The 12975-nt window shown below is 71.1% G+C and carries 12 protein-coding genes; 3 read left to right on the top strand and 9 right to left on the bottom strand.

The features are described from left to right. Nucleotides 1–14: 14 nt before the first annotated feature. The 9 genes from ACFVV5_RS17975 to ACFVV5_RS18015 form a co-directional block, all read right to left on the bottom strand. Entirely contained in the window at nt 15–1064 is a 1050-nt protein-coding gene (locus ACFVV5_RS17975) for a sulfate/molybdate ABC transporter ATP-binding protein (RefSeq protein WP_387246834.1), read from the bottom strand. After that, nucleotides 1061–1861 carry an ABC transporter permease gene (locus tag ACFVV5_RS17980; RefSeq protein WP_387246837.1) on the bottom strand — a complete coding sequence of 267 codons (801 nt, stop codon included), beginning with the start codon at nt 1859–1861 and terminating at the stop codon, nt 1061–1063. The genes ACFVV5_RS17975 and ACFVV5_RS17980 overlap by 4 nt, the downstream gene beginning before the upstream one ends. 2 nt (nt 1862–1863) lie before the next feature. Further along, nucleotides 1864–2670, bottom strand: a complete 807-nt coding sequence (gene modA, locus ACFVV5_RS17985; RefSeq protein WP_387246839.1) for a molybdate ABC transporter substrate-binding protein — start codon at nt 2668–2670, stop codon at nt 1864–1866. Further along, nucleotides 2667–3071: a molybdopterin-binding protein gene (locus ACFVV5_RS17990; RefSeq protein ID WP_387246842.1), complete on the bottom strand. Its 405-nt coding sequence runs from the start codon at nt 3069–3071 to the stop codon at nt 2667–2669. The genes modA and ACFVV5_RS17990 overlap by 4 nt, the downstream gene beginning before the upstream one ends. Before the next feature lie 136 nt (nt 3072–3207). Further along, entirely contained in the window at nt 3208–3621 is a 414-nt protein-coding gene (locus ACFVV5_RS17995) for a molybdenum cofactor biosynthesis protein MoaE (protein ID WP_387246844.1), read from the bottom strand. Beyond that, nucleotides 3618–4703, bottom strand: coding sequence for a bifunctional molybdenum cofactor biosynthesis protein MoaC/MoaB (gene moaCB, locus ACFVV5_RS18000; RefSeq protein ID WP_387246847.1), 1086 nt, complete (start codon nt 4701–4703; stop codon nt 3618–3620). The genes ACFVV5_RS17995 and moaCB overlap by 4 nt, the downstream gene beginning before the upstream one ends. Beyond that, the gene (gene glp, locus ACFVV5_RS18005; protein ID WP_387246850.1) at nt 4700–5917 is read right to left on the bottom strand and encodes a gephyrin-like molybdotransferase Glp; all 1218 of its coding nucleotides are present in this window, start codon (nt 5915–5917) and stop codon (nt 4700–4702) included. Before glp ends, moaCB begins: the two co-directional genes overlap by 4 nt. Before the next feature lie 4 nt (nt 5918–5921). After that, on the bottom strand, nt 5922–7052 hold the full coding sequence (locus ACFVV5_RS18010; protein ID WP_387246852.1) for a ThiF family adenylyltransferase: 1131 nt from the start codon (nt 7050–7052) through the stop codon (nt 5922–5924). Between the two features lie 16 nt (nt 7053–7068). Next, the gene (locus ACFVV5_RS18015; protein ID WP_387246854.1) at nt 7069–8595 is read right to left on the bottom strand and encodes a molybdopterin-dependent oxidoreductase; all 1527 of its coding nucleotides are present in this window, start codon (nt 8593–8595) and stop codon (nt 7069–7071) included. Between the two features lie 86 nt (nt 8596–8681). On the opposite strand from ACFVV5_RS18015, the gene ACFVV5_RS18020 reads away from it, so the two are divergent. The 3 genes from ACFVV5_RS18020 to ACFVV5_RS18030 all read left to right on the top strand — a co-directional run bounded on the left by ACFVV5_RS18020 (nt 8682) and on the right by ACFVV5_RS18030 (nt 12945). Then, nucleotides 8682–11264, top strand: coding sequence for a DEAD/DEAH box helicase (locus ACFVV5_RS18020; protein WP_387246857.1), 2583 nt, complete (start codon nt 8682–8684; stop codon nt 11262–11264). 134 nt (nt 11265–11398) lie between these two features. Continuing rightward, nucleotides 11399–12616 carry an anion permease gene (locus ACFVV5_RS18025; RefSeq protein WP_387246859.1) on the top strand — a complete coding sequence of 406 codons (1218 nt, stop codon included), beginning with the start codon at nt 11399–11401 and terminating at the stop codon, nt 12614–12616. After that, the gene (locus ACFVV5_RS18030) at nt 12613–12945 is read left to right on the top strand and encodes a peptidase (RefSeq protein ID WP_387246861.1); all 333 of its coding nucleotides are present in this window, start codon (nt 12613–12615) and stop codon (nt 12943–12945) included. The genes ACFVV5_RS18025 and ACFVV5_RS18030 overlap by 4 nt, the downstream gene beginning before the upstream one ends. Nucleotides 12946–12975: the final 30 nt, after the last annotated feature.

Genomic DNA, 12975 nt, shown 5'->3' on the forward strand with positions numbered 1-12975 from the left:
CGGCAGCCGTGCCGTCAGGCCCGGTAGAGGGTGACGGACGAGGCAGGGAAGGCGAGCGTGACCGCTACGCCCGGCCCGAGGGACAGCTCCGCGACCACGCCCGGCGGGACGAGCGCCGGCAGCGAGTCCGTGCGCACGCGCACGAGGTCGCCGCGCGGCTCCAGGTCGCGCACGATGGCGCGCAGGCGATTGTCTCCCGTCGCAGACGGCTCGCGGGTGTGGATGCTCTCCACGCGCACCTCGGCGGGCCCCACGATCGCCGCGACCCGCTCATCCGGCGCCACCGGCTCGACCGCGGACGCCGCGATCGGCGTTCCCTCGTCGGTCAGCAGTCCGGAGGCGGTGCGCCGCCCGGTCAGCAGGGTCACTCCCGTCAGCTCGGCGGTGAACGGGTGCCGCGGACGCTCGAGCACGCTGCGGGTCGGCCCCTGCTCGGCGATGCGGCCGTCGTGCAGCACGATCACGCTGTCGGCGAGCAGATAGGCGTCGAGGGCGTCGTGGCTGACCACGACGGCGGTGCGGTCGGCGAGCACCCGCGCGAGCATCTGGCGCACGGACGAGGTGACGGAGACATCCAAGGCGGAGAGCGGCTCGTCGAGCAGCAGAAGCCGGGGCTCGGCGGCGAGGGCACGGGCGATCGCGACGCGTTGCGCCTGGCCTCCCGAGAGCTCGGAGGGGCGGCGGTCGGCGAACTCGGCGGCGTCGGCCTCCTCCAGCCAGCGTTCGGCTGCGGCGCGGGCGTCGGCCCGGGATGCCCGGCCGGTGCGAGGCCCGAACTCGACGTTGTGGCGCACGGACAGATGCGGGAACAGCAGCGGCTCCTGGGCGAGGAGGGCGATGCCGCGCCGGTGCGGAGGCGTCCACACCCAGGGGAGGTCGAACAGCGTGTCCTGGCCGAGCGTGGCGTGGCCGGTGTCCGGGCGGACGAGGCCGGCGAGCATCCCGAGCACGGTGGACTTGCCGGCGCCGTTCGGCCCGAGCACGGCGACCGTCTGGCCGTCGGCCAGGTCGAGCGCGACGTCGACACCGCGCTCGGTCACGGTCGCTTCGAGGTGCAGGCTCACAGGGTCGCCCTCCGGCGTCGGCGGGACGGCTCGCCGGCGCCGTGCGCGACGGCGACGACCATCACGGCGACCGCGATCAGCACCAGCGAGAGGGCGACCGCGGCATCGGGATCGGTCTCCCGCTGCAGGTAGATCTCGAGCGGGAGGGTGCGGGTGACCCCCTGCAGGCTGCCGGCGAAGGTGAGGGTCGCACCGAACTCGCCGAGCGCGCGCGCGAACGACAGGATCGCGCCCGAGACGAGTGCCGGAAGCACCAGCGGCAGGGTCACGCGGAACAGCACGGTGCTCGGGCGGGCACCGAGGGTCGCGGCCACGGCTTCGTAGCGGGTGCCGGCCGACCGCAGCGCCCCCTCCAGGCTCAGGACGAGGAACGGGAGTGCGACGAAGGTCTGGGCGAGCACGACGGCAGGAGTGGAGAAGGCGACGTCGAACGTTCCGCCGAGCATCCCGCGCCGCCCGAACAGGTAGAGGAGTGCAAGGCCGCCGACGACCGGGGGCAGCACGAGCGGCAGCAGCACCAGGGCGCGCACGATCCGCTGGCCGGGGAACGGCACCCGGGCGAGCACGGTCGCCATCGGCACCCCGAGCAGGATGCACAGCAGGGTGGCCGCCACCGAGGTCCGGAGGCTCAGCAGCAGGGCATCGACGGACGAGGGCGAGGTGACCAGCGAAAAGAAGTCCGCCCAGTCGACGCGCGCGATGAGCGCGACCAGCGGCAGCGCGACGAACAGTCCGCCGACGATCGCGACGGCGATGACCCAGCGGGGGACGCCGAGCCGGCCGGGGGAGCGTTCCACGCCTACGGCGCCCCGAAGCCCGCGGACGTCAGGACCTTCTGCCCGCCGGGGCCGGTCACGTAGTCGACGAACGCGGAGGCCAGCGCCGCATCCTTCGCATCCTTCAGGGCGACGATCGGGTAGGTGTTGACGGCCGACGAGGCCTCCGGGAAGGGCACGGAGTCGACACTGCTGCCGGCGCCCTTCACATCGGTGACGTAGACGATTCCCGCGTCGGCCTCGCCCGAGCTGACCTTGCCGAGCACGTCGGTCACCGCGGACTCCTCGCTCACCGGCGTGAGGGTGACGCCCGTGGACGCCTCGACTTTCGCGGTCGCCGCGCCGCACGGCACCTGAGGGGCGCAGATCACCGTCTTCACGCCCGGCTTCGCGAGGTCGGCGAACGCGGTGATGTGTGCCGGGTTGCCGGGCGGCACCGCGATGGCGAGCACGTTCGTGGCGAAGTCGACGGGGGTTCCGGCGGCGAGCATGCCGTCGGTCACCTTGGTCATGTTCTTCTCGTCCGCGGAGGCGAAGACGTCGGCCGGTGCGCCCTCGGTGATCTGCGACACGAGATCGGAGGAGCCGGCGAAGCTGAAGGAGACGGTGGTTCCCGGATGCGCGGCCTCGAACTTCTTTCCGAGCTCCGTGAACGTCGAGGTGAGGGAGGCGGCCGCGAAGACAGTGGCGGTGCCGTGCAGCGACGGGGTGCTGGTGGACGGGGTGGAGGACCCGGCGCCGGACGAGGCTGCGCCCGCCGAGCATCCGGTGACCGTGAGGGCGAGGGTGGCAGTGAGGGCGACCGCGGTGAGGATTCGGCGCATGGTCATTCCTTCTCGCTGGGGGTCTCGACGATCACGGTGGTGGCTTTGACGATCGCGATGGCCACCGACCCCAGCTCGAGTCCGAGCTCGCGGACGGCCTCGCTGCTCATCAGGGAGACCACCCGGTGCGGACCGCACTGCAGCTCGACCTGGGCCATCACACGGTCGGAGACGATGTCGGTCACGATGCCGACGAACCGGTTGCGGGCCGAACGGCCGACGTCGGACGGGTCCGCCGGCAGCACGGCGTTCTGCTTGGCGAGCTGGGCCAGCTCGAACCCGTCGACGACGGTGCGCCCGGCGTCGTCCTTGTAGCTCTCGATCACGCCGGAGTCGATCCAGCGGCGCACGGTGTCGTCGCTCACGCCCAGGTAGAGCGCGGCCTGCTTGATCCGAATCTGCGGCATGAATGCCATGCTAGATCCGAATCTGCGGTTGCGCGCCCGATTTCCGTGCCCGTAACTCCGGAGAATCCGGTCCCGAACGCCCCGATTGTCCCGAAGGACCTGCGTTCGACCGGCGTGTCGGCCGAATCCTCCGGAGTTACAGACCGACCCACTCGGAGACGCCGTCGTCGAAGTGCTGGCGCTTCCAGATCGGCACCCGCGACTTGATCAGCTCGACCAGCTCGGCGCACGCCGCGAACGCCTCGGCCCGATGGGGTGCGGCGACGGCCGCGATCAGCGCCAGATCGCCGATGGTCAGCGAGCCGACCCGGTGCTCTGCGGCGACTCTGAGGCCGGTGCGTGCAGCGACCTCGTCGCAGCACTCCCGCAGGAACCGATCGGCCTCCGGATGCGCGCGATAGTCGAGCGAGACGACGCCGCGCCCGTCGTCGTGGTTGCGCACGATGCCCTGGAACGCCACCACCGCGCCCGACTCCGAACTCCAGACGAACTCGTCGACGGTCGAGGAGTCGAGTGGGTCGACGCTGATGCGGGAGAACACGTCGGTCATGCGCTGGGCCCCGAAACGTTGTGCCTGACGGCGTCATGGTCGGCACGGCCGCGCACCTGTTCGACGAGGTGCGGCAGCAGGGCGTCGAGGACCTCCAGGCCGTCCGCCACGCCACCGCGCGAGCCGGGCAGATTCACCACGAGCGTCCCGCCGGCGACTCCCGCGAGCCCACGGCTGAGGGCGGCGAGCGGGGTGCTCACGAGTCCGCGTGCACGCAATGCCTCTGCGACCCCGGGCAACTCGCGGTCGAGCACGGCAGCGGTGGCCTCCGGGGTGCGGTCGGACGGCGAGACCCCGGTGCCTCCCGTGGTCAGCACGACCACAGGATGCCCGGCGACCGCCGCACGCAGCGCGGGAGCGATCCCGGCGTCGGCGACCACGCGCACGACGGCGCCCGGATAGCCGTGCTCCGCCAGCCAGCCGGCGATGACCGGCCCCGTCGTGTCCTCCCGCTCGCCGGTCGCGGCGCGGGTCGAGGACACGAGCACGACGGCGGCGGGAGCAGCAGATGCGGGAGCAGCAGATGCGGGAGCAGCAGATGCGGGAGCGGCAGGCAGCGGGGCATCCGGAAGCGGCCGGCGAGCATCTGGACCCGCGACGACCTCGCCCTCACGCCGCCACTCGCCGCGCTTGCCGCCGCTCTTGAACACGAGCCGCACCTCGGTGAGCATCGCCGCCGGATCGACCGCCTTGATCATGTCGTGCAGCGTCAGGCCGGCGACCGCGACGGCGGTCAGCGCCTCCATCTCGACGCCCGTCCGGCCGGTCGTCTTCGCCGTCGCCTCGATGCCGATCGTTCCGGAGTCGGCGTCGAGGTCGAAGTCGACGTTCACCGAGGTGAGAGGCAGCGGGTGGCAGAGGGGGATGAGCTCCGAAGTGCGCTTGGCGCCGCCGATGCCGGCGATCCGCGCCGTCGCGAGCACATCGGCTTTCGGCAGGTCGTCCGCGCTCACCAGCCGCACGACCTCGGACGTCGTCACCAGCCGACCCCGCGCGACCGCTGTGCGGGCCGTCTCGGATTTGTCGCCGACGTCGACCATCCGGGCGCGTCCGTCGCTGTCGAGGTGGCTCAATCCGCTCATAGGGTCCACACTGTCACGTCGGCGCCCGCCGGGAGGTCGACTGCGTCGGCGGGCAGGTCGATGAGCACGTCGGAGCGCGCCATCCCCGCCACCAGGTGCGAGCCGGCACCGGACGCCTGCTCGACGCGGCCGTCGGAAAGCCGGCGGCCCCGGAGGAACTGACGCTTGCCCGGCACGGAACGCACCGGCGCCGCCAGGACGGCCGGCTCGGTCGGGATCTGCGGCAGGCCGGCGGCGTCGCGCAGCAGCGCCCGGAGGAACACCGTGAACGACACCTGTGTGCTCACCGGGTTGCCGGGGAAGCTCAGGACGGGGACGCCGTCGACGATCGCCGTCGCCTGCGGCCCACCCGGCTGCATCGCGACCGACCCGACCTCCGCTCCGCGCGGCTGCAGAACCTCACGGACCACTTCGTAAGCGCCCTTCGAGATGCCCCCGGAGGTGACGATCACGTCGCTGACCGCGATCGCCTCGGCCAGCACGCGCTCGAAGGAGTCGAGCTCGTCGTTGCTCGACCCGCGATAGCTGACGGTCGCTCCGGCCTCCTCGACGAGGGCGGCGAGCGCGATCCCGTTGGCGTCGAACACCTGCCCGAACTCGGCCGGGCGCCCCTCCTGCACCAGCTCGGCGCCGGTCGTGATGACACCGACGCGCAGCCGGGCCAGGACCTTCACGAACACGACGCCTGCCGCGGCGAGGGCCGCCAGGTGGCGCGGTGCGAGTCGCGTCCCCTCCGGAACGATGACCTCGCCCCGGCGCAGGTCGCTGCCGCGCTCGCGCACGAAGGCGCCGGACTCCGGCGCACGCCGGATCTCGACGACCGCACCCGACAGATCGTCGTCGCGGCCGAGCACGACCTCGGTGTCCTCGGCAGGGACGATCGCGTCCGCGCCGCTGGGCACCGGCGCGCCGGTCATGATCCGGATGGCCGTCCCCGGCGTCAGCACCACGGGAACCGCATGCCCCGCGGGCACGTCGCCGCTCACCTCGAGCGCGATCGGGACCGAGACGACGTCGGCCGCACGCACTGCGAACCCGTCCATCTGGGAGTTGCGGAACAACGGCAGGTCGACGGCAGAACGGATGTCTTCGGCGGTCGTGCGCCCGAGCGACTGCTCGAGCGGGAGCTCCTCGGTCATGCGCGTCAGGAGCAGAGGGGCGAGCATCCGGGCGATTCGCGCCGCGTGCTCATCGACCGAAACGGAGGAGGCCATGCCCTCAGTATCGCGCCAGGGACCCGTCGATGTCTCGCGCCCAGGCGTCTATTCCGCCCGCGAGCACCACACCGTGCACTCCCGCTGCGCTGAGCGCCTCGAGCGCGACCTCCGCCCGTGGTCCGTGATGACAGACGATCACCAGGGGGTCGTCGCCGAGTCGTTCGGCCACGCCGGCCGGGTCGCGCTGCACGACGGCGAGCGGCACCAGCAGCGAGCCGGGGATCTCGCTCAGGTCCGCCTCCCACGGTTCGCGCACATCCACGATCGTGAACGACTCTCCGGCCCGCAGGCGTGCGTGGAGCTCGGTGGGGGAGATCGTCGCCGCGATGCCGCAGAAGGCGTCGTAGTCGATGAGCCCGGTGATGGCCTCGGCGAGCGGGTCACGCTCGTACCCGACCTCGCGGAAGGTGCCGCGGAGCGAGTCGTGGACGATCACGCGGCCGAGGAGCGGATCGCCGGTGCCGGTCACCAGCTTGGTCGCCTCGCCGACCATGAGCGCGCCGATGACCGCGCACACCGACGGCAGGGCGCCCGCCTCCGCACAGCTCAGCACACTGCCCGGTGCGGGCGGCTCCGGGAACAGGTCGCGGTACTGCGGGCCCCGGGCCGCCCAGCTGAGCCCGACCTGGCCGCCGAACTGGTGCACGGCGCCCCAGACCACCGGGATACCCGCCAGCGTCGCAGCATCGTTCACCAGGTAGCGCGTCGGAAAGTTGTCGCTCCCGTCGAGGACCAGGTCGAATCCGTCGAGGACGGCCGCCGCGTTCTGCGACGTGAGCATCGCGGCGAACGTGCGCACCTCGGTCTCGGGATCGAGCGCGGCAACGGCCGCCGCCGCCGACTCGACCTTGGCTCGCCCGACATCGCCGGGGCCGTGCACGGTCTGCCGGGGCAGGTTGCTCCACTCGACGCGGTCGCCGTCCACGATGCCGATCGTGCCGAACCCGGCCGCCGCCAGTCCAGGAAGAACGGCGCTCCCGAGACCCCCGGCCCCGACCACGAGCACACGGGCGTTCCGGATGCGGCGCTGGGCAGGCATCCCGAACCCCGGGAGCTGCGTGGTGCGGGCGTACCGCGCAGCGCGCTCGGGGGAGAGCTCGGGACCGAGGCTGACGAGAGGCGGAAGGGCCATGCGACCAGGCTAACGACTACGCGACCGTCACGCTGATCCGGTGCAGCCCGGTTGCGCCGTCCGGAACGACGTCGGCCACTTCGGAGGTCTGGACCGAGCCGCGGGCATCCGTCGCGCGCACCCGGATGCTGTGGCTGCCCTTCTCCGCCTGCCAGGCGAACTTCCACTGCCGCCAGGTGTCGATGGAGATGGCGTCGGCGAGGTCGGCCTGCTGCCAGGGGCCGTCGTCGATCTGCACGTGCACGGCGCTCACGCCGACGTGCTGCGACCAGGCGACGCCGGCGACCGCCACGGTCCCGGCCTTCACCTGGACGTTGCTCGCCGGCACGTCGATCCGGGACTCGAGCTTGACCGGGCCGCGCTGCGACCAGCCGCGGTCGGTCCAGTACGAGGTCGCCAGATCGAACCGGGTGACGTTCAGGTCGACCACCCACTTGGTGGCCGAGACGTAGCCGTAGAGACCGGGGACGACCATCCGCACCGGGTAGCCGTGCTCCAGCGGCAGAGGCTGGCCGTTCATCCCGACCGCCAGGATCGCGTTGCGCTCGTCGGTGAGCGCCTCGATCGGCGTGCCCGCCGTCCAGCCGTCCTGGCTCTTCGAGAGCACCATGTCGGCGTCGGCCTTCGGCTTCGCACGTGCCAGGAGGTGCCGGATAGGGTACCCGAGCCACGTGGCGTTGCTGATCAGGTTGCCGCCCACCTCGTTCGAGACGCACGTGAGTGTGGTGGAGCTCTCCTCGAGCGGGAGCTTCAGCAGTTCGGCGAAAGACAGCTCGAACTCGTTCTCGACCATGCCGTGGATGCGCAGCCGCCACGTCGACGGATCGATGCCGGGGATCTGCAACGCGGTGTCGATGCGGTAGAAGTCGGCGTTGGGGGTGACGATCGGCGAGAGGCCGGGGATGTCGAACGAGGCGCCGGGCGGGATCGGGGGTGCGGCGACGGCGGGCGTCGGCAGGTGGAACGCGGCCCGGGCGGCAGCGGCGGCACGGTAGCCGGAGGAGACGACCTGGCCGACGACGACGGCGATCGCACCACCGGCGGCCGCGGCTCCGGTGTTGACGAGGAACCGGCGGCGGGTGACCGAGCCGTTGGGCGCGACGCGCGTGGGTGTCGTGCCGCGGAGCATCCGGGACAGCCTGCCGAGCACCAGGATCGCGACCACGGCGGTGACGACGGACGGAGCCGCGTCCTCGATGCCCGCCCCCGAGCGGGTGAGCGCTGCAAGGACACCGAACGCGCCGCCTAGGGCGATGAGGATACGGCCGGCCGGCGGCCAGCGGCTCTCCAGCCAGCCGGCCAGGGCGCCCGCGACGAGGAGCACGACCGCCAGGCTCACGACGAGCACAGCCTTGTCCCCGGTGCCGAACACCGCGATCACGGCGTTCTTCAGCCACGCCGGCACCAGATCGATCACCAGCGCGCCGACCACGAGAACCGGACTGCCGTTCTGCACGAAGAACGCGCTGATCAGCTCACCCGCCCCGACACCCGCGAGGATGCTCGCGACGCCGGTCGCAGCCGGCCGCCAGAACGACACCATGACGTGAGGCTATGACCGAAAGCTGTGACCTTGACGTGTGCCGCCCGCGTGCCCCGTGTGCTCCGCCGTGGGAGGCTTGAGGGACCATGCCAGCAACCGAGCAGTCCGCGCCCGCCCGCCAGCTCCGCGTCGAGGGGATCCCCGGCTACGACGGGCCGGCGACGCTCGACGAAGACGCCCTCTACGAGACGTTCGTCGCGTGGGTCGAGGCCGGAGGCATCAGCCTGTACCCGGCGCAGGACGAGTCCGTCATCGAGATCGTCGCGGGCGCCAACCTCATCCTGAGCACACCCACAGGAACGGGAAAATCGCTCGTCGCCGTCGGCGCGCACTTCACGGCGCTGGCGCGCGGCGAACGCTCCTTCTACACCGCGCCGATCAAAGCGCTCGTCTCGGAGAAGTTCTTCTCGCTGGTCGAGATCTTCGGCGCCGAGAACGTCGGGATGATGACAGGGGACTCGGCCGTCAACGCCGACGCCCCCATCATCTGCTGCACCGCGGAGATCCTCGCCAACCTCGCGCTGCGCCACGGGAAGGACACCCCGGTCGGCCAGGTGGTGATGGACGAATTCCACTTCTACTCCGACCCGGATCGCGGATGGGCGTGGCAGGTGCCGCTGCTGACCCTGACGCGGGCGCAGTTCATCCTGATGTCGGCGACGCTCGGCGACATGACGGCGCTCGCCGCCGACCTCACCCGCCGCACCGATCGCGAGACCGCTGTCGTGACCGGCGTCGAGCGCCCGGTGCCGCTGCACTACTACTACGAGGTCACGCCGGCGCACGAGACCGTCGAAGACCTCCTCGGCACCGGCCAGGCGCCGATCTACATCGTGCACTTCTCGCAGCTCGCGGCCCTCGAGCGCGCACAGGCGCTGTCGAGCGCGCGCATCGCCAGCCGCGAGCAGCGGGATGCGATCGCCGAGCTCATCGCCGGCTTCCGGTTCACCACATCGTTCGGCAAGACGCTGTCCCGGCTGCTGCGGCAGGGGATCGGCGTGCACCACGCGGGGATGCTGCCGAAGTACCGCCGGCTCGTCGAGCAGCTCGCCCAGCGCGGGATGCTGCGGGTGATCTGCGGCACCGACACGCTCGGCGTCGGCATCAACGTCCCGATCCGCACCGTGCTGCTCACGGCGCTCACCAAATTCGACGGCACCCGGATGCGGCAGCTCAACGCCCGCGAGTTCCACCAGATCGCCGGTCGCGCGGGGCGGGCCGGCTACGACACCGCCGGCACCGTGGTCGCGCAGGCGCCGGAGCACGAGAGCGAGAACATCAAGGCGATCGAGAAAGCCGGTGACGACCCGAAGAAGCGGCGCAAGATCGTGCGCAAGAAGGCCCCGGACGGGTTCGTGTCGTGGGGGGAGCCGTCGTTCCGCAAGCTGATCGAAGCCGAGCCCGAGACCCTGACCTCCTCGATGCAGATCACCAGCGCGATGCTGATCAACGTGGTGGCACGCGGGGGAGACGTGTACGAGCACGTGCGGTCCCTGGTATTCGACAACCACGAGCCGTGGAAACGGCAGCTGGCGCTCGCCCGTCGCGCCCTCGGGCTGTACCGGACCCTCCTCACGGCCGGGGTGATCGAGAACGTGGAGGGCAGCATCCGGCTCACCGTCGACCTGCAGCCGAACTTCGCCCTCAACCAGCCGCTGTCGCCGTTCGCGCTCGCCGCGTTCGAGCTGTTCGACCCGGAGTCGCCCGAATACGCGCTCGACATCGTCTCGGTGGTCGAAGCGACGCTCGATGACCCCCGGCCGGTGCTCTCCGCCCAGCAGTTCCAGGCGCGCGGCGAGGCGGTCGCCGCCATGAAGGCCGACGGCGTGGAATACGACGAGCGGATGGAAGCGCTCGAGTCGGTGACGCATCCGAAACCCCACGGCGAACTGCTCGAGCAGGCGTTCGTCACGTATGCGGCCGGCCAGCCCTGGGTGACCGACTTCGAGCTGAGCCCCAAGTCGGTCGTGCGCGACCTGTACGAGCGGGCGATGACGTTCGGGGAGTTCATCGCGTTCTACAAGCTCGCCCGGTCGGAGGGCGTGGTGCTGCGCTACCTGTCCGACGCCTACCGGGCCCTCGGACAGACGGTTCCGGCCGACCTGCGCACGGATGAACTCCGCGACCTCGTCGAATGGCTGGGAGAGCTGGTGCGCCAGGTCGACTCGAGCCTCCTCGACGAATGGGAGGAGCTCATCCACCCCGACGCCGCCCGCCATGCGGTGGAGACGGGCGAGATCGCACCGCCGGCGCCGCGCAACGTCACCACCAACCGCCGCGCGTTCTTCGTGCTGGTGCGCAACGAGCTGTTCCGGCGGGTGCAGCTGGCGGCGCTCGACCAGGTCGAGCAGCTCGGCGCGCTCGAGAACGAGGCGGCGGCGCTCGCCGGAGAGGCGACGCCGTCGTTCACCGCACTCGAGTGGGACGGCGCGCTCGAGCTCTACTACGAGGAGCACGACGCGATCGGCACGGATGCGGCGGCCCGGTCGGCCGCGATGATCGTCGTCGACGAGACGCCGGCGGCGACAGAGGGCGTGTGGCGCGTCCGTCAGATCCTCGCGGACCCGGCCGGCGACCACGACTGGGGGATCAGCGCAGAGATCCTGCTCGCCGCATCCGCCGAAGCAGGCGTCGCGGTGGTGCGCGTGACGGCCGTCGATCGCCTCTGACCGGCCCGAGTTGACCTGCAACCGAGGGCATGTGATCATCGTCGTGGTTGCGAAACAGCGCCAGGTCACTTGCATGACATTCCGATGAATTCTTGGTTCGGGATGAACTGTGTCCCGACACTAGAAAGTCACCGGTGGATCTCACCCTCATCGTCGTACTGGTCATCGCGCTGGCGCTGTTCTTCGATTTCACGAACGGATTCCACGACACCGCGAACGCGATGGCGACCCCAATCGCGACCGGTGCGATGCGCCCGAAGGTGGCCGTCGCACTGGCTGCCGTGCTCAACCTCGTCGGCGCCTTCCTCTCCACCGAGGTCGCCAAGACCATCTCGGGCGGCATCATCAAGGAGGGCAATGGCGGCGTGCTGATCACGCCGGAGCTCATCTTCGCCGGGCTGGTCGGCGCGGTCATTTGGAACATGGTCACCTGGCTCTTCGGCCTGCCCTCCAGTTCGAGCCATGCGCTCTTCGGCGGCCTGATCGGCGCTGCGATCGTGGGGGTCGGCCTCGGGTCCGTCGACTTCGTCGTGCTGCTCGACAAGGTCGTGCTGCCCGCCGTCATCGCGCCGGTCACGGCTGGAGTGGTGGCCTACTCGGCCACGAAGCTCGCCTACTGGATCACCCGGCGCTTCGACGGTCGACCGGATGGCCGCGGCGGATTCCGTTACGGCCAGATCTTCTCCTCCTCCCTCGTGGCGCTCGCCCACGGCACCAACGACGCCCAGAAGACGATGGGCATCATCACACTCACCCTGATCGCCGCAGGCCTGCAACCCGCCGGGACCGGTCCGGAGACGTGGGTCGTCGTCGCCTGCGCGCTCGCGATCGCGATCGGCACCTACTCGGGCGGCTGGCGCATCATCCGCACCCTCGGCCGCGGTCTGACCGAGATCAAGCCCGCGCAGGGCTTCGCCGCGGAGACCGCCACCGCGGCGACGATCCTCGCGTCCAGCCATCTCGGCTTCGCCCTGTCGACCACTCAGGTGGCCTCCGGCTCCGTCATCGGCTCCGGCCTCGGACGCCGCGGCTCCTCGGTGCGCTGGGGGACGGCCGGGCGGATCGCGCTCGGCTGGCTGCTCACGCTCCCGTCCGCGGGGATCGTGGGCGGCGTCTCCGCCTGGCTCGTCGACCTCGGCCCGATCGGCGTGGCGATCGACGCGCTGGCGGCCCTCAGCGTGATCGTGCTCATCTTCCGCCTCTCCAGCCGGAACAAGGTCGACAGCGAGAACGCCGTCGCGCCCGCACCGGTGCAGGGTGCGAGCGAGGTCGCGGCCTCCGGACGCGCTGTCAAGATCAAGAAGGTCAAGCCCCTGAAGAAGCCGCGCGGCAAAGAGAAGGAGTCCGCATGATCGACTGGGGCGCCTTCCTCGTGGTCTTCGCCGCCTCCCTCATCGGAGCCTGCGTCGTCGTCGGGCTCTACGCCCTCGGCACGCGACTGCTCGCGGTCTCCGGCCGCGCACTGTTCGTGGAGCCGGTGGAGTTCACGGACGCGATCACGGTCATCTCCCCGGAGGAGGCGTCGCGCGCCCTCAAGAAGGCCGACAAGGCGCGCAGGAAGAATCCGCTGACGCGCGCCCAGAAGCGGGTCGCCGTCGCCGGCGCCTACGCCTGCTTCGTGCTGTGCGGTGCCGCGGTGCTCTACGGGCTGTACCTGATCATCCCGTTCTTCCACCAGTAGCCGCGCCGCGCGCGTCCGCCCTCCTGCGCA

This window comes from Leifsonia sp. NPDC058248 (genome assembly GCF_042881905.1).
In the GTDB taxonomy this organism is placed as follows: domain Bacteria; phylum Actinomycetota; class Actinomycetes; order Actinomycetales; family Microbacteriaceae; genus Leifsonia.